Annotated in this window: 13 protein-coding genes; 9 read left to right on the top strand and 4 right to left on the bottom strand. The window is 58.9% G+C overall.

Annotated elements, in window-relative coordinates; genetic code table 11:
• Positions 1-17: 17 nt before the first annotated feature.
• From SBC1_RS16920 to glmS, 5 genes are all read left to right on the top strand, one after another.
• Positions 18-419 carry a dihydroneopterin aldolase gene (locus tag SBC1_RS16920; protein ID WP_165092821.1) on the top strand — a complete coding sequence of 134 codons (402 nt, stop codon included), beginning with the start codon at positions 18-20 and terminating at the stop codon, positions 417-419.
• 56 nt (positions 420-475) lie between these two features.
• Positions 476-1,384, top strand: a complete 909-nt coding sequence (gene ttcA / locus SBC1_RS16915) for a tRNA 2-thiocytidine(32) synthetase TtcA (RefSeq protein ID WP_165093462.1) — start codon at positions 476-478, stop codon at positions 1,382-1,384.
• Between the two features lie 214 nt (positions 1,385-1,598).
• Positions 1,599-2,915: a retroviral-like aspartic protease family protein gene (locus SBC1_RS16910; RefSeq protein ID WP_165988600.1), complete on the top strand. Its 1,317-nt coding sequence runs from the start codon at positions 1,599-1,601 to the stop codon at positions 2,913-2,915.
• A gap of 150 nt (positions 2,916-3,065) precedes the next feature.
• Complete coding sequence (glmU, locus tag SBC1_RS16905; RefSeq protein WP_165092819.1) at positions 3,066-4,427, top strand: bifunctional UDP-N-acetylglucosamine diphosphorylase/glucosamine-1-phosphate N-acetyltransferase GlmU; 1,362 nt, start codon at positions 3,066-3,068, stop codon at positions 4,425-4,427.
• A gap of 99 nt (positions 4,428-4,526) precedes the next feature.
• Positions 4,527-6,344 carry a glutamine--fructose-6-phosphate transaminase (isomerizing) gene (glmS, locus tag SBC1_RS16900; RefSeq protein ID WP_165988598.1) on the top strand — a complete coding sequence of 606 codons (1,818 nt, stop codon included), beginning with the start codon at positions 4,527-4,529 and terminating at the stop codon, positions 6,342-6,344.
• 859 nt (positions 6,345-7,203) lie between these two features.
• Here the strand turns inward: glmS and SBC1_RS16895 are convergent.
• A complete protein-coding gene (locus tag SBC1_RS16895; protein WP_165092817.1) occupies positions 7,204-7,497 on the bottom strand; it encodes a hypothetical protein in 294 nt (97 codons plus the stop codon).
• Positions 7,498-7,785: 288 nt separating this feature from the next.
• Positions 7,786-9,255: a sensor domain-containing diguanylate cyclase gene (locus SBC1_RS16890; RefSeq protein ID WP_243830296.1), complete on the bottom strand. Its 1,470-nt coding sequence runs from the start codon at positions 9,253-9,255 to the stop codon at positions 7,786-7,788.
• A gap of 644 nt (positions 9,256-9,899) precedes the next feature.
• Between SBC1_RS16890 and SBC1_RS16885 the strand changes: the two genes are divergently transcribed.
• The 3 genes from SBC1_RS16885 to SBC1_RS16875 all read left to right on the top strand — a co-directional run bounded on the left by SBC1_RS16885 (position 9,900) and on the right by SBC1_RS16875 (position 12,981).
• Entirely contained in the window at positions 9,900-10,760 is an 861-nt protein-coding gene (locus SBC1_RS16885; RefSeq protein ID WP_165988594.1) for a MurR/RpiR family transcriptional regulator, read from the top strand.
• A 294-nt stretch (positions 10,761-11,054) separates the two neighbouring features.
• Positions 11,055-12,401: an aspartate aminotransferase family protein gene (locus tag SBC1_RS16880; protein ID WP_165988593.1), complete on the top strand. Its 1,347-nt coding sequence runs from the start codon at positions 11,055-11,057 to the stop codon at positions 12,399-12,401.
• Between the two features lie 25 nt (positions 12,402-12,426).
• Entirely contained in the window at positions 12,427-12,981 is a 555-nt protein-coding gene (locus SBC1_RS16875) for a carboxymuconolactone decarboxylase family protein (RefSeq protein WP_165988591.1), read from the top strand.
• Between the two features lie 63 nt (positions 12,982-13,044).
• Here the strand turns inward: SBC1_RS16875 and SBC1_RS16870 are convergent, their stop codons facing one another.
• A complete protein-coding gene (locus SBC1_RS16870) occupies positions 13,045-13,938 on the bottom strand; it encodes a glutamate/aspartate ABC transporter substrate-binding protein (RefSeq protein WP_165988589.1) in 894 nt (297 codons plus the stop codon).
• 698 nt (positions 13,939-14,636) lie between these two features.
• On the opposite strand from SBC1_RS16870, the gene SBC1_RS16865 reads away from it, so the two are divergent.
• Positions 14,637-15,536, top strand: coding sequence for an NAD(P)-dependent oxidoreductase (locus SBC1_RS16865; RefSeq protein WP_165988588.1), 900 nt, complete (start codon positions 14,637-14,639; stop codon positions 15,534-15,536).
• Positions 15,537-15,699: 163 nt separating this feature from the next.
• Here SBC1_RS16865 and dhaK read toward each other — a convergent pair whose 3' ends face one another.
• The gene (gene dhaK, locus SBC1_RS16855) at positions 15,700-17,412 is read right to left on the bottom strand and encodes a dihydroxyacetone kinase subunit DhaK (protein WP_165988586.1); all 1,713 of its coding nucleotides are present in this window, start codon (positions 17,410-17,412) and stop codon (positions 15,700-15,702) included.
• Positions 17,413-17,507: the final 95 nt, after the last annotated feature.

Genomic DNA, 17,507 nt, shown 5'->3' with positions numbered 1-17,507 from the left:
ATCACCAGGACATCACCATGCTTGCCGCACTTTCGCATCCCCGGCTGGCCGATTGCCGGCGGCTTTTTCTGCGCAATTACGAAGTGCGCATCAACATTGGCGTGCACGATTTCGAAAAGCAGGGCGAGCAGCGCGTGGTGATCAACGTGGAATTGTTCGTGCCGCTGGCGTTATCGACGCCGACAGAGGACAAGCTGCGCGAAGTCGTCGATTACGACTTCATGCGCTCGACCATCGCCAAGCGCGTAGGCAAAGGGCATATCCACCTGCAGGAAACGCTCTGCGATGACGTCGCTGCCGCGCTGCTCGAACATCCGAATGTGCGCGCGGTGGTGGTATCGACGGAAAAGCCGGACGTTTATCCCGACTGCGATGCCGTGGGCGTCGAAGTCTTTCGCATCAAAGAGGTGACAGCATGAGTTCGCTAACGGAAACGGAAGCGCTAGTGGTTCAGGAGACGGTATCCGTCCCGACAATGCGCGAACCGATGACGCGCCGCGAGCAGAAGCAAGCCTACGAGAACAACAAGTTGTTCAAGCGGCTGGCGCGCCAGGTGGGCGAGGCCGTCACCGACTACAACATGATCGAAGACGGCGACAAGGTCATGGTCTGCCTGTCCGGCGGCAAGGATTCGTACGCCATGCTCGAACTCCTGATGCGGCTGCGCGAACGCGCGCCGATCAACTTCGACATCGTGGCGGTGAATCTCGACCAGAAGCAGCCGGGGTTTCCGGAGCATGTGCTGCCCGAGTATTTGAGCAAGCTGGATATTCCGTTTCATATCGAAAATCAGGATACGTACAGCATCGTCAAGCGGCTGGTGCCGGAAGGCAAGACAACGTGTTCGCTGTGTTCGAGACTGCGGCGCGGGATCTTGTATCGCGTGGCGGGTGAGCTTGGGGCGACGAAAATCGCGCTTGGGCATCATCGCGACGACATTTTGCAGACGTTGCTGCTGAATATGTTCTACGGCGGCAAGCTGAAGGGCATGCCACCGAAACTGCAATCCGATGATGGCAAGAACATCGTGATTCGCCCGTTGGCGTATGTGAAGGAACGGGATCTGGAGAAATTCGCGGAGTTGCGCGAGTTCCCGATCATTCCGTGCAATTTGTGCGGCAGCCAGCCGAACCTGAAGCGCGCGGAAATGAAGGCGCTGATCCGCGATTGGGAAAAGCGTTTCCCGGGGCGCGTGGAGAATATGTTCAACGCGCTGGGGCATGTGGTGCCGTCGCATCTGATGGATCACGGGCTGTTTCCGTTCGCCGGATTGCGCACGACGGGTGTGGCGGACCCGGCTGGGGACATCGCGTTCGATGAAGACCCGTGTTCGACCGAAGCACCGTCGCAGACCATTTCGATTGTTCAGTTCGACGATATTTGAGATTGTGGGGTTGATCGCAAGCAAGCGCGCCAGTTGAGCGCGCTTGTTTTTTCGGAAGCCTGACATTACGCCGGCAAATGGCTTTCGGCATTGCTCAAATCGCATAAGACAATTGTCGATGATTTGTGAAATTAGTTTGCAATCCTTCTTAATGAGATAGACGTAGTGTTAGCTTGACCAGCTCCACGGCATTTCGCCGATAAAAAGAGCATGCATGCCGAAAGCTGATGTCCTCAACGAGAGCAAAAAGCTCGTATTTACTGCGCTCGGTGCGCTTTTCTTCGGCGCGGTGTTGTTCTCAACTGACAGCGTGGCTCAGTTGACGCCTGTTCCAATGTATTTGCCGGGGGGTGTAGTCCGCGTATATGCGCCGCTCCAATCCAGGTTTCGCAGGCCGCCGTCGGCAGAACTCCCTTTGCCGACGTTTCCCGGGGACCCGACACCTTCGTCGGCGCTTTATCCTGGTCAGCCGACACCCTGGCATCGGCAATCCACGGAAGATGACCCCGATCAAGTCCTGCCTGTGGGCGCTCAAGCCACACAACCCGCACAATCTGCGCAGGCGAGCAGCGCGTGCCAGCTCAAGCTCGAGGCGACGCTTCCGATGACAAAGGTATTGAGTCACTACACGGTGCCCGTCGATATCGACGGACATTCGTACCCGATGATGGTCGATTCGGGGGCCGAGCGTACGTCACTTGAGCCGGGCATTGCAGACAGCTTGCATCTTGCGGAGGACTCGGACCACGCGTCTGAGACGAAGGGTGTTGGTGGCAGTGTCGGGTATGAATACCCCCGGATTATCCCGTCGCTGAAACTCGGATCGTCGGAATGGATCGATCTGCGGGTGCTCGCTGTCTCGAGCGGCGCAGTGGCACCGGAGGCGCAAGCGTCTTCGCCGGTCGGCATTCTCGGTGCGAATGTTCTGAGCCGCTATGACGTGGAGTTCGACTTTCCCGGCCGCACCCTGTCGCTATACACCGCATCCGGCTGCATTGGCCGTTTCGCGCCGTGGCAAGGTGACTATCAGGCGTACTCCGCCGATAAAACCCGCGGCAATCGATTTATCCTGAATGTGGCGCTCAATGGGCATCCGCTGCGAGCCTATGTGGATACCGGCACGGATCTTTCGCTCGTGACAACAGCGGCCGCGGACTTGGCCGGCGTGGATTCTGTCGCGCTGGCACACGATCCTCAATCGTCCGGTTCAGGTTTTGGCGGCATGCGGATCGGTACTTACCGGCACAAGTTTTCGATGACCATCGGCATGGTGAACTATCCGAACGCGCCGCTGACAGTGGTGAACACAAGCTTCCAGGACGCGGGCATGCTGCTTGGCACGGACTTTATGAGGAACCGGCGGGTATGGCTATCGTATTCGACCGGTTGGGTGTTCATGCAAACCGTCGGCGACGAGAGTGATCCCGCAAAGGAACCGGGCGGCGCCGGCTTGTCGTTCAAACACTCATTTCATGTGCCTCGCAACAACGGGGCCGCGCGCCTGGTTGCGGCCGGAGTTCCGCAGTCGTAGGCGTTTTGCGCATCTTGCGTCGCTATCGCGAGATCGAAACAGTGTGTTGCAAGCCCGCCGAATCGTTGCTCAGCAAGGCCTCGCCGGGTTTTGCCGTCCATCGGCGCGTGCTATATTGGCGGCTCCCAACACTTTGACGAAGCTGACGCCATGAACATTGTGATTTTGGCGGCAGGCACGGGCAAGCGCATGCGTTCCGCCTTGCCGAAAGTCCTTCATCCCCTGGCTGGCCGGCCGCTCCTCTCCCATGTGCTCGACGTTGCGCGTGCGCTCAAGCCCACACGGCTTGTCGTCGTGATCGGACATGGGGCGGAACAGGTTCAGAAGGCAGTCGGCGCGCCCGACGTCCAGTTCGCCGTGCAGGATCAGCAACTGGGCACCGGCCACGCGGTTCAGCAAGCGCTGTCGCTGCTTGACCTTTCCGTGCCTACGCTCATTCTTTACGGCGACGTGCCGCTCACTCGCGTCAGCACGCTGCAACGCCTGGCCGATGCCGCGTCAGACGGCCGCTACGGTGTTCTGACGGTCACACTGGACGATCCGACCGGGTACGGACGCATCGTGCGTGATCCGACCGGCGCGGTGCTGCGGATTGTCGAGCAGAAAGATGCAAACGCCGACCAGCTCAAGATTGCCGAGATCAATACCGGCATTGTCATTACACCGACCGCGCAGTTGGGCGAATGGCTGGCATCGCTTAAAAACGACAACGTGCAGGGCGAGTTTTATCTCACCGATGTCGTCGAGCGCGCGCTCGAAGCCGGCATTGAAGTCGTCACGTCGCAACCGGACGAAGAGTGGGAAACGCTCGGCGTGAACAGCAAGCAGCAACTCGCCGAACTCGAGCGGATTCATCAGGGCAATGTTGCCGAGGCGCTGCTGGTTGCCGGCGTCACGCTGCTGGACCCCGCGCGCATTGATGTACGCGGCACGCTGACCTGCGGACGCGATGTGTCTATCGACGTGAATTGCGTCTTCGAAGGTGATGTGACGCTGGCGGATAACGTGAGCGTCGGCCCGAATTGCGTGATTCGCAATGCATCGATTGGCGCAGGCACGCGTATTGATGCGTTCACGCACATTGAAGGCGGCACGACCGGCGCGAACGTCGTGTTGGGACCGTATGCGCGCTTGCGGCCCGGCGCGGTGCTCGGCGATGAAGCGCACGTTGGCAACTTCGTCGAAGTGAAAAACGCGGTGTTCGGGCGTGGGTCGAAGGCGAACCATTTGAGTTATATCGGCGACTCGGATATTGGGGCGCGAGTCAATATCGGCGCGGGGACGATCACGTGTAATTACGATGGCGCGAACAAATTCCGCACGGTGATCGAGGACGACGTGTTCATCGGCTCCGATACCCAACTGGTTGCGCCGGTACGCGTGGGGCGTGGTGCGTCCATCGCGGCCGGGACGACCGTTTGGAAGGATGTCGCGGAAGACCAGCTCGTGCTGAACGAAAAAACTCAGGTCAGTAAGAGCGGTTACGTACGGCCGACAAAAAAGAAAGCTTGAACACTAAAGACTGCTCTGTCATGTGCCTGAGCGCGCGCCCTGGTGGCGAGCGGCAGGCATTTTCGAGCGATTCAAAAACAATCTGGAGAGGATGACGCCATGTGCGGAATTGTCGGCGCGGTTGCGCAACGTAACATCGTATCGGTGCTGGTCGAAGGTCTGCGGCGGCTTGAATATCGCGGCTACGATTCCTGCGGCGTAGCCGTGATTGCCGATGGCGAACCGAAGCGAGCGCGCAGCGTCGCGCGGGTGGCCGATCTCGCCGATCAGGTCCGCGATACGCATCTGGAAGGCGCGACCGGCATTGCGCACACGCGCTGGGCGACCCACGGCGCGCCAATCACCGACAACGCGCATCCCATCTTTTCGCGTAACGAACTGGCGCTGGTGCATAACGGGATCATCGAGAACTATGAGACCTTGCGGACCATGCTGCGTGGAAAGGGCTACGAGTTTGTCTCGCAGACCGATACCGAGGTCATCGCGCATTTGATCCACAGCATGTATCGCGGCGATCTGTTCCAGACCGTGCGCGACGCCGTGAAGGAGTTGCATGGCGCGTACGCCATTGCCGTGATCCACAAGAATCAGCCGCATACGGTTGTCGGCGCGCGGCAGGGGTCGCCGCTGGTGGTCGGCGTGGGCAATGGCGAGAACTTCCTCGCCTCCGATGCGCTGGCGCTTGCCGGCAGCACCGATCGTTTTGCGTTCCTCGATGAAGGCGATGTGGTCGAGATCACGCTGGACGGCGTGAAGATTGTCGATCGCGATGGAATGCCTGCCGAGCGTGAAGTGCGCGTGGTCGCGGCGTATGGCGGCGCGGTTGAGCTTGGGCCGTATCGGCATTTCATGCAGAAGGAAATTTTCGAGCAGCCGCGCGCGATCACCGACACGATTCCTCAAACCGATCGGTTCTCCGCTGAGTTGTTCGGGGCGGACGCGGCAGAAGTTTTCGCCGATATCGACAGCGTGCTTATTCTTGCGTGCGGCACGAGTTCGTATGCGGGCATGACCGCGAAGTACTGGCTTGAATCGGTTGCGAAGATTCCGACGCAAGTGGAGATTGCGAGTGAGTACCGGTATCGCGACTCGGTGCCGAATCCACGGGCTTTGGTGGTGGTGATCTCGCAATCGGGCGAGACCGCGGATACGTTGGCCGCGTTGAAGCATGCACAGGCGCTGGGGCATAAACACACGCTGGCGGTGTGCAATGTGGCTTCAAGTGCGATGGTCCGGTTAACGAAGCTCGCGTTTCTGACGCACGCGGGGACTGAGATTGGGGTGGCTTCGACCAAGGCATTTACGACGCAGTTAGTCGGGATGTTTGTGCTGGCCGTCACGCTTGGGACGCTGCGCGGGCATGTGAGTGAGAAGCAGGAAACGGATTATCTGACGCGATTGCGGCATTTGCCGGCGGCGCTGAATAGTGTGCTGGCGCTGGAGCCGCAGATCATCGCGTGGTCGGAAGAGTTTTCACGCAAGGAGAACGCGCTGTTTCTCGGGCGTGGACTGCATTATCCGATCGCGCTTGAAGGTGCGTTGAAGCTCAAGGAGATTTCTTATATTCATGCTGAGGCTTACCCGGCTGGGGAGTTGAAGCATGGGCCTTTGGCGCTGGTGACTGAGGCGATGCCGGTGGTGACGGTCGCGCCTAATGACACGCTGCTGGAGAAGCTGAAGTCGAATATGCAAGAGGTCAGGGCGCGAGGCGGCGAGCTTTATGTTTTCGCGGATTCCGATACTCGTATTGTTAGCGAGGATGGGATTCACGTTATAAGGATGCCTGAGCATTATGGGCTGCTGTCGCCCATTCTTCATGTTGTGCCGCTGCAGTTGCTGGCTTATCACACGGCTTGTGCGAGAGGGACGGATGTGGATAAGCCAAGGAATTTGGCGAAGAGCGTGACGGTGGAGTGAGGGGGCTTTTGATTTGAAAGAATAAGGCCGGTCGCTTTGACCGGCCTTAGCATGACCGATGAACTCAACAACATGAAGCCGCTGGTGACGCAGCGGCTTTTTGCTGAATGCATGTATCCGGCCTGGTTGAGCGAGGCTCTTTAGGCTCACGGTCTCCGCCACCTTGTTGAGTGTGATTGGAGGCAAGGTGGTGGTGCCCGGATGGAACAAAGACGAGACGCTTGAGATTTGAATCAATGAGTCAGTGGCCGTTCGGGATACCTCGTGGTTGCGCTGCTACGAATGTCTGCTGACAAGAAAATCAGATGAGTCTTCTCGACCCACAGCGGTCCCGTCAATTTTCTCGCAAGCGGCCATTCGCCTCGCCGACGAAAGAAACACTTGCTCGCTGGAATCACGGCATGTCCCACAACCGCGTTTTCTCGCGGCAGATGAAATAGGGCAGTCGCAAGTATCGCTGATACGGAGGTCGCAACGGATACCCTTTGCCTAGATTGCGTCCTGCGTAACATCGGAATGCCACGCTTCGAACAAGAAACTTGGTGCGGCACGCCTGATACGCCCGGCATTCACCTGGGAGAACAAAATTGCAAAATTTGTAAGCAAATTAACGCTTTACCTATGGATCAGGCGCAGCTTGGATCTCGCTCCAATACTATTAGGACTATTGATAATTAACGGCCGCCGCAATGCTGCCGAAGCGATGGCGAGCTATCTGTCGTTCGATGACACGGAATGTCGGCTCGCTTTGAAGAACCGCCAGTGTTCCTTTTGCCAATGAGCAGAGAGCGGTCACCCTCTCCCCCACGAATCCGGTGGCCATGACAATTTCGCAGCTAATCGCCATCGCCAACAGTTGTTATTGACCAGCCGCCGGCGACACTACGCTCGGTCGCGCCAGCGAATTGTTGTTTGGCCAAACGGTGGGCGCGGGCGTCGTGCCATTCACGCTATTTGGCACCCCTGAGTTTGCCGATCCGGCGGGCTTTCCGCTGTCCGAGTTGGTAGTGCCTGGCGTGCCATAGCCGCCCGCTGCACTGACGGGCGACGTTACGCTCGGTCGCGCCAGCGAGTTGTTGCTCTGGGCATAAGCGGCGCCTGACAACGTGAGTGCAGCGACGGCCGCGATCAATGTACTGGTTGCCTTGTTCATGACACCATCTCCTTGATTGGATCGGAATTCCGATGTAAATAACGCGTCTATATTGTAGAAAAGCGGTTGCTTATAATTAAGCGCGTTCTTCGCAAGGGTGAATTGCTATTTTTGGAGCTACCCTGACGGGCGAGCCCAATACATGGAGTACGTCGAACGTCTCGCACACGAGAGGCATCGATTCATCCAATACACGACCGATCCGAAGACACTCGTCAGAGAAGAAACGCCAGTGCTCCGTGCGCAGCAACGTTGATGACAGACGAGCCACCGTGTCAAGGAGCGTAATCAGCTTCGCGGCGGAGCCGGAGCAACAATATCGTCTGCGGCGACGACGGCGTTCCTTCCACTCCTTTTGGCCTCGTACAGCGCCAGATCAGCTGAATTGATCAATTGATCTAGTGACGATGGACGTGAGTGTCGACCGGTCGCGCACCCAATACTGACCGTGAAATGTGGAATTGCCTCGGATGGTACGGTCAGCCGACCACGCTCAACTTCCTGGCGTATAGCTTCAGCGATCTGAACTGCTCCCGTTTTTTCCGTATTGGGCAGCACGACAACAAACTCTTCCCCGCCATATCGCGCAGCGAGATCGCCAGGGCGACGCACGTGTCGATTGATACACTCTGCGAGACGTTTCAGTGCAATATCACCTTGAGCGTGACCGTGCTCGTCATTGTATTGTTTGAAGCTATCCGCATCGACGAACAGCAGCGACAATGAACCATTGCCGCGCTGCAGTCTTCCCCACTCGTTTTCGAGGGCATGGTCGAGAGCACGACGGTTCTTGAGCCCTGTAAGCGGGTCGGTTTGCGTTAACTCCTTGAGCAGTACCTGAGCCTTTGCGTGGTCCCGCAATGCAAAAGCAAGGAGCCAGACCACCGTGCAGAACGCAAGGCTGACAGACGACGCTGAGATTCCGACTATCCATGACAATCGCTTCCAGGAGGCCAGCACGTCGCTTTCCGCCGGCGCGATAACGGCGATAAGCGGCGTCCCGGGAACCCGCTGAAATGTATATAGGCGCACAACCCCGTCCGAGATCGAGGGAGCAGCATAGAACCCGGAATCATGGTTCACCATACGCGGAAACGTCAGTGACTTATCCAGATTGACCGGTCTGGCATGGCTGAATGGGGGATTTCTGGCCACCAGCGTGCCGTCCGTGCGAACGATCGCAGTGACACCGTTTGGCCCCACGTCTAGTTTTGCAAGCAATTGCTTAAAGTATTCGACGTCAATGGCAACAATCGCCACTCCCCCGAACGAACCGTCGGGCCGGTTCATCCTTCGCGTCATCGCAATTGACTGCGCATCTGGCCGCGACCGCGCCCGGTAGACTGATGACACATAGAGGCCAACATTCGCCGACTGGCGATGCGCAATGAAATAGTCACGGTCGCTGAAATCCCAGGTATGGGAGCTCGAGCAGCAGCCGTCGATCAGACGACCCCGGTCATCTGTGATCCCCATGCCGGTGACATACTCGGCAGCGGTCCGATCAAACAGCAATTCGTGACGTAGGCCCGGATCGATAGTTTGGATGGCGGGCTTGTTCAGCAACGCGACCAGAGCGCGAAGGGAATTATCAGACGTTTCAATAGTCCGGGCGATGTTGCTGACCAAGACAGCCGTGACGTTTCGGGACGTTTCATGAGCATGGTCGACAGCAGCGTCACGAGAGGCGAGAAGTGTGACCAGGCTGATTGCAATCACGACCACTGCCAGTAGGCTACCTAGCACACCGACAATCATAGGATGTCGGCCTGCGAGAACAGCCAGTTTTCCGGTGGTAATAGAAACAGACACGTTAACGTTGTGGTGAGTGCACTCGGTCCGAAGGTCGTCGTCCCACAATCGTGGCGACATTATCGACTCGGTGTAGGGGTTCTGCGGCAACGGACTGCCCGAGTGTCGTGGATAGGCGATGACCGGGTTTACGGCACAGAAAGTAAAAAATAGAGGCCCCGGCTCCTCCGAAGGGCATTTTTTACTGCATCAGGCTATCCGCCATGAATCAGCTAACCCTATGTAATGGAGTGATTTCCGGCCGAAATTTTCCGCATGGAGATCCGCCAGAATAGTCGCCTCAAGCGCGGCCGAATGTCCATTCAAAGCTATGACGGGGCTCGCAAGCCGAACCGCGAATCGTGCACGGGCGGATCTTGTCAAGCTGAGCATCGTGCATTCGAGAACGCCCAAAGGCCCCGTCGAACTCGCGTAACCAACCACGTTGTTCCGATCTCTGTTCTCGCGGCTATGGCCCGAAGCGGAAGCCAATACGCCTGAGAAACGAGGGCCATTGACATTCGTTGCCATTCACCAACCACCAACAACAGCCCGTCTATGCAGCAACCTCGTTAAACTACAAATGTTGTCAACCTAACGAGGCTTGTTTCGTGTCGTCCAATTTCGAAGACCTGGTTTTATCGATACGTGCGAAGTTTCCCGAGCTCAGCCCGCAATTCCAGGCGGGCGCCGGTTTCCTGCTGAACTTCCCGGACGAGGTCGCCGTTCTGTCAATGCGGAAGGTGGCCGAGCGAGCTAACGTCCAACCTGCAGCTCTCGTGCGGTTATCGCAGCAACTGGGCTTCCCTGGCTGGAACGAGCTTCGGGAAATATTCGTCGCGCGTGTTCGTACCCGGCCGGAAGCGCTAACGTCCAAAGCCCGCGCGCTAGTCAAAGGCGGCTCGGGCGAGTCGCTAGTTCAAGAACTTGCGATCGCGCAAAGCCACAACCTCGAAGTCACGTTCGCGCAGAACGGCACGAAGATCGTCGAGGTCGCGAAGATGCTGCGCAAAGCGCCCCACGTCCACGTGGCGGGATTCCGCTCGTGTTATCCAGTCGCGTTCGGCCTTGTCTACGGTTATCGGCTATTCCGGTCATCGGTGAGCCTGGTCAACGGCGAGGCCGGCACGCTGGAAATGCAGCTACGCGGTATGGCCAAAGGGCACGCGACCGTCGTAACCAGCTTCGCCCCGTATTCGGCGGAAGCCGTGCGCGTCGCGCAAGCGGCGAAGGAGCAGGGCTGCAAGCTTGTCGCCATCACCGACAGCGCCGTGTCACCCCTCGCCCTCAACGCCGATCACGTGCTTATCTTTTCGCACGAGAGCCCGTCCTTTTTTCCGTCGCTCGTCGCGGCATCCGCGATAGCCGAGTCGCTGGTTGCTCATCTGCTTGCACTCGAAGGACGATCGGCCGTCGAATTGCTGGAAGAAGCCGAATCCGCGCTCCACGCGAAGGGCGCTTACTCGTCGTAAGCCTTGTTCCAGAGCGCGGAGACGCAAAGCTCCCAGCCGCTGCGTCAACGTGCGCTCAGTTCTCCCAGCCATCAGAATTTCATCTAATCGCTCTAAAAGCCCCGCGATATCCGCGTTGACAACATATGTTGTAACGATGGAGAATGAAGCATCGCATGTTACTGAGCGTTTGATGTTGTCGTCACCTGACCTTCATGCAGGAGGAGGGTGTTGGCAAGCAAGGCGAACGTCCGCTCAGAACCTTTATTCTCCAAGTGACGATCACCCGTCATCGTCGCAAACGTCGAGGTCAGAATGACAACCGTTTTTCATCGCGCCCCGCGAGCAAAACTCCCTATTGCAGTTGCCGGCGATGGAATCGAAATCATCGACTCGGAGGGTAAGCGCTACATCGACGCATCCGGCGGTGCCGCTGTATCGTGTCTCGGCCACAGCAATCAACGTGTCATCGACGCCATCAAGCGGCAGGCGCAGCAGCTTCCCTACGCTCACACTTCTTTCTTCACGACGGCAGTTGCCGAAGAGCTATCGGATCGCTTGATCGCGGACGCGCCCGCGGGCTTGGGCCACGTGTACTTCACATCCGGCGGCTCTGAAGCGATAGAAGCCGCCCTCAAGCTCGCGCGGCAATACTTCGTCGAAAAGGGTCAGGGCCAGCGGCGTCATTTCATCGCGCGTCGCCAGAGTTATCACGGCAATACGCTCGGTGCGCTCGCTATCGGCGGAAACGCCTGGCGTCGTGAGCCATTTCTTCCGATCCTCATTGAAGCCCACCATGTGAGTCCCTGCTACGCGTATCGCGAGCAGCGCGCCGATGAAACCGAGGAAGCGTTCGCACAACGCCTGGCCGACGAACTCGAGTCAAAAATCCTGGAACTCGGCGGCGATACGGTCGCAGCTTTCGTCGCCGAAACGGTTGTGGGCGCGACCGCGGGCGCGGTGCCGCCGGTGCGCGAATACTTCAAGAAAATCCGCGCCGTGTGCAACAAGTACGGCGTATTGCTGATCCTGGACGAAATCATGTCCGGGATGGGGCGTACCGGCCACCTGTACGCCTGCGCAGAGGACGGAGTCACACCGGACCTTCTGACGATCGCGAAGGGCCTGGGGGCCGGTTACCAGGCGATTGGAGCGACGCTGGTCAGCGACGAGATCTACAACACCATTGTCAACGGCTCCGGTTTCTTCCAGCATGGGCACACGTACATCGGCCACGCGACGGCTTGTGCGGCAGCACTGGAGGTCCAGCGGGTCATCGCGGACGAGAAGTTGCTGGACAACGTGCAGGCAAGAGGCGAGCAGCTTCGTGGCTTGCTCCGCGCTCACTATGCAGATCATCCGTTCATCGGCGATATTCGTGGCCGGGGCTTGTTTATCGGCGTGGAGCTGGTGCGGGACCGGGCATCGAAGACTCCATTCGATGCAAGCAAGAAATTACACGCCGTGATCAAGAGCGAAGCAATGAAGCGCGGCCTGATGGTCTATCCGATGGGCGGTACGGTTGATGGCATGATTGGCGACCACGTGCTTTTGGCGCCGCCGTTCATCGCGACGGCGGGGCAAATCGATGCAATCGGCGCTCGCTTGACTGATGCCATAGACGGGGCATTGACGGCAATCGGTGCAATGAGCGCTCGCTAAGCGACAATCAAACCCTGGACAACCCATGACCCATCGCCTTCCGAATTTCGATATCGCTAACGCCACAGACGAGCAAAAGACCGTTCTTCAAAGCATCCTGACCGGTCCGCGCGGCAACTTGAACGGCCCGTTCCTGGGATGGATTCATAGCCCGGAATTGGCTGATCACGCGCAACGGCTTGGCGCGTTTTGTCGATACAAGACGGGCTTGTCACTGCGCTTGTCGGAGCTGGCGATTCTCGTCACCGCCGCGCGATGGCAATCGCAAGGGGAGTGGTTCATCCACTATCCCATCGCGTTGGATGCGGGCGTTCCAAAGGCGGTCGCCGATGCCATCCAGCAAGGCGAGCGTCCCACCTTCGACGACGCCGACGACGCGCTCATCTATGAATTCGCCACCGAGCTATACGAAACCAGGCGAGTATCGGACAAGACGTTCGCAGCAGCCGTCGCACGTTTCGAGCATGTGGTCGTCATCAATCTCGTCGGATTACTCGGCTACTACGCGTTGGTCGCCATGACCCTGAACACGTTCGGCATGCGCGCCGAAGGGCAGACCACACTGCCGTTCCCGGAATAACGCGGTCCAAATAAAAGAGCCACCTTCGTAAAAGAAGGTGGCTTTTTCACGCCCTACAAATATTCACTCTAAAGCGGTGTCGTTCGGATTGGCGTACAGCTTTTGAAGGCTGTCGCTCATCGGGAAATCAAAGCTGATGTTCTTCGGCGGCACCGGCTTCATGAACCATTTGCCGTACATGGTTTTGATTTCCGGTCCCTTCATGACTTCGCTCATGGTGTCGTCCACCAGCTTCTTGAACTCGGGGTCATCCTTTCTCAACATGAAGCCATAGGCTTCGGAAGACTGCGGCGTGCCGACCAGCACATAGTCCGAGGGATTGCTCGTCAGCGAGCGCGTACCTGCCAGAAGCACGTCGTCCATCATGTATGCCACCGCCCGGCCGGTTTCCAGCGTCAGGCGGCCCTCGCCATAATCCTTCGCGCTGATGATCTGCATGTTCATCTTTTTCTCCTCATTCATCTTGCGGAGAATTCGCTCAGACGTGGTTCCCTGATTCGTGACGACGGTCTTTCCCGCGAGGTCCGGGAAGTCCTTGATGCCTGAATCCTTGCGCGTCAGCAGGCGAGTTGTCGCAACAAAGAACGTGTCAGAAAACGTGACCTGAGCCTGCCGCGCCTTCAGGTTCGTGGTGACGCCGCATTCGAGATCGATCGTGCCGTTCTGCACCAACGCAATCCGATTCTGCGACGTGACCGGGATGAACCGTACCTTGAGGTCAGGCTTCTTGATCTTCGCCTTCACCGCGTCAATTACCTTGTTGCAGATATCTTGCGAGAAGCCGATGACCTCATTGTTGGCATCGATATAGGAGAAAGGGACTGAAGTTTCCCGATGCCCGATTGCAATCGTATTGGCAGCCTGGATCTTGCCCAGGGTGGTTTGAGCATCCTGCGCGAAGACGCCCGTGGATACAGCGGCCATCACGGCGGCTGAGAGCAATGCGTACCGGTTCATGACATTCCTCAGTGTTTCCGTTGATTATCGATAGCGCTTCGCAGCACCGATAACCATATGTTGCCATATCAAAATAAATTACAACATATGTTAACTACTGAGGGTTGAGGTGTTGTCAGGAGATGAGGCCAGCCGGTTTGTGGTTGAGGCGAACGAAAATTTGATTGGGAGCGTTTTGCGACCGCGGTTGGGTTTGCGTCGCATCGCGTCGCGGGGAAGTCGACGCCGTGGGTCATCGCATTCAGACGGCGCGCTCATAAAAAAGGCAGCTTCAAGTCACCATGCGCATCCATGTCTTATGGTTTTCAATGGATTGATATGTATACATAGTAATAGTTAACAAGCATCGATCGTTTCTGTGGATAAGCGATCAATCTTCCTTCCGATCAACGCTCTAGCGAACAGGTAACTCGCGTACGAAGTGGGGAGTGCGTCGGTGGGCGAAGGATAACTTCTGGCGTGTTATGCACAGCACCCGAGTTATCAAGGTTTCGCCCACAGGTCTTCACTGAGTTATGCAGGAGTTATCCAGAGCTTTGCGTGCAAACATCGCCTCAGGCATGAAGCTGCACGAGCGCTTCCCGGTTCACCACCACAATCTGGCTGGTCGGTGCGGGCGGGGTGGGCGCGCTGCTGTTGCCGCGCCGTCCCGGATCGGCGACCATGCCGATAGTGACTATCGAACAACGAGGTGACGCATGAAGGACGAGGTGATTGCATTTCTAGGGACCGGCCTGATGGGCGAGCCGATGGCGCGTAATCTGCTGGCGGCCGGATATGGCGTGCGAGCCTGGAATCGCTCGAAAGAGAAAGCTTCCGCGCTCGCAGAAAAAGGGGCCGTAGTCTGCGACACGCCGGCAGACGCCGCTCAAGGCGCGAACGTGCTGATCTGCATGCTGAGCGATGGTCCGACCTGCGACGCTGTCGTATTCCACGACAAGACCGTCCTCGCTGCGCTCAGCGCCGGCGCAACGGTGATCGTGATGAGTTCGATCCCCGTGGAGACCGCCGTTGAACAGTCGCGAATGAGCGCCGAGCGTGGTTTCCGCTATCTCGACGCGCCGGTGTCAGGCGGCCAGCAAGGCGCGATTGATGCAACGCTCGCGATCATGGCCGGCGGCGAACTGGACACCTTCGAGGCCGCTCGCGAACTGCTTGCTGCGATGGGGCGGCCGGTGCGCGTGGGCCCCGCCGGAACCGGGCAGCAGACCAAGCTCGCGAATCAGTTGATCGTCGCAAACACGATTGCAGCCGTTGCTGAGGCGTTGCTGTTTGCGGAGCGTGGCGGCGCGGACCCGGCGAAGGTCATCGAAGCACTCGCTGGCGGATTTGCCGATTCGCCGATTTTGCGCATGCACGGACAACGCATGATTGACGAATCGTTCGCTCCCGGCGGTGCCGTGAAATATCAGTTGAAGGACACGCGGACCGCATTGGCGCGGGCGCGGTCGCTCGGGCTGGAGTTGCCGGTGGCGCACATTGTGGACGCACTGTTCGCTTCAATGGTCGAGCACGGCGACGGCGATCTCGACCATAGCGCGCTCATCCGCGAGATCCGGCGGGAGAACAACTTGTCGGTGAGCCGTAAAGACAGTTGAGCGCATGGGCACGCGCCAGACTGTTTTCAGCATCCCGCCATCGACGAAATAAGTCGATCCCACGCTATGGCTCACACGCTCCGAGCGCAGGAAGACGATAAAGCTCGCCAGCTCGGCGGCCGTAGCGAAGCGGCGGATAGGCGGGTGCTCGTCGTTTAGGTGCTCAAGCTGTCTTCTTCAGCGAGCTTCGAATTGCGGCAAGCCAGAGGCCAACCGCGTGCGCACCGGGATCGGGGAAACCTAGCGCACGATCGCCCACGTAACTGGAACGTCCGAGCCGTGGTGTCATCGACGCCGTTTGCGCCGCGCCTGACGTCGCTGCATCGACGGCTGCTTTTAGTGCTTCGTCCGTATCGATACCGCCTTTCGCAAGCGCGTTTTGAAGAGCAACGGCTGCCGGATGCAACGCATCGACCATCGTTCGATCGCCGGGATGCGCGCCACCCAGCGCCGTCACGCCATCGACAGCCGCAGTGAACGCCGCCGACCAATCCTTGACGCCGGACTCACCGGACTGTTCGATGACCGCTGCCGCGCGTAACAACATAACCGCGTAGAGCGGCCCCGATGTGCCGCCCACCACGCGCCGGATGGTGGCGGACATGGTCCGCAGCACGGCCCCCGGTGCGGTCTCCGAGGGGTAGGTATCGATCTCGTGGAGGATGCTCCGGGCTGCGCGTGACAGGCTGATGCCGAGATCGCCGTCGCCCACGCGCTGATCCATCTCGGTCAGGACCGGTTCGGCTTCGAGAAGGCACGCGCATACCGCTTCGATAACCCGTCGCAACGAGGAGTCATGCGAGAGCCGTGCGCCGCTAGTTGTGACCGGCGCGACAGGTGCAGGCTTAACCGATGCCTGCGCGACGCGGCCGCTCAACGCGGGCCATGCTGTGGTCTGCGCGGTGGCGTCTAGCCATGCGAGCCGTTGATTGTCCACGCGCAATAACGTGAGGGAAATGCCGGCCATATCGAGCGCGCTCAGGAACGTGCCCGACCAGGCACGCTCGACGTGAACCTTATGTTCGCGAAGGTAGCGCAGCGCCGATCCCGCAACAATGCTCAGTTCGCTCGACGGCGTGCCGCCCAGATTGTTCACGAGCAACGCGACGCGGTCATCGGGCTTCAATGCAAGATCGTCGATGATCTTCTCTAGGAGGCGCCCGACAATCTGCTCTGCCGGTTCGAGCGCGCCGCGCTGCACGCCGGGCTCGCCATGAATGCCGAGACCCCATTCGATTTCATCATCGGCAAGTTCGAAACCCGGCTTGCCCGCTGCCGGCACCGTGCACGGCGTAAGGGCTACGCCCATGGTGCCAAGTGCTGCGGCCGTGTCGCGCGCAATCCGCGCTACTTCGCTGAGCGGTCGGCCCTCGGCGGCAGCGGCGCCCGCGATCTTGTGCACGAACACGGTTCCGGCAAGACCGCGCCGGCCGGCGTGCTCGCCGTGCGCTGACAGAGCAACATCGTCGGCAACGATCACCATTTCGACCGCAATGCCCTCGGCCCGCGCGATCTCCGCGGCAAGGCCGAAATTGAAGCGGTCGCCCGTGTAGTTCTTGACGATGAGAAGCACGCCTTCGGGACCAGCGACTGCGCGGATGGCATCGAGGACGGCATCGGTCGAGGGCGACGTGAAGACCTCGCCAGCGACCGCCGCGCTGAGCATGCCCGGACCCACGTAACCGCCGTGAGCGGGTTCGTGCCCCGAGCCGCCGCCCGAGATCAGGGCCACTTCGCCGCGTGCTGCTGCGGCCTCGGCGTCTGCGCGCACGATGATCGTGCTGCCCTGCAGCAACGACAAGCCGGGGTTGAGCGCGGCGAGTCCGTCGAGCATGTCGGGCACGACCGCGGAGACGTCGTTGATGAGCTTTTTCATGTCAGCCATCCTCCTTGGAAACCTGGAAATCGCCGGCTCTTCGGTGCGAGCCCTTCGCGGTTGGGAGACATGATAGATGGCCTGACTGCATCGCG

Source organism: Caballeronia sp. SBC1 (genome assembly GCF_011493005.1).
Lineage (GTDB): Bacteria > Pseudomonadota > Gammaproteobacteria > Burkholderiales > Burkholderiaceae > Caballeronia.
The sequence above is the reverse complement of the archived record's forward strand: the minus strand, read 5'-3'. Positions and strand labels throughout refer to the sequence as shown.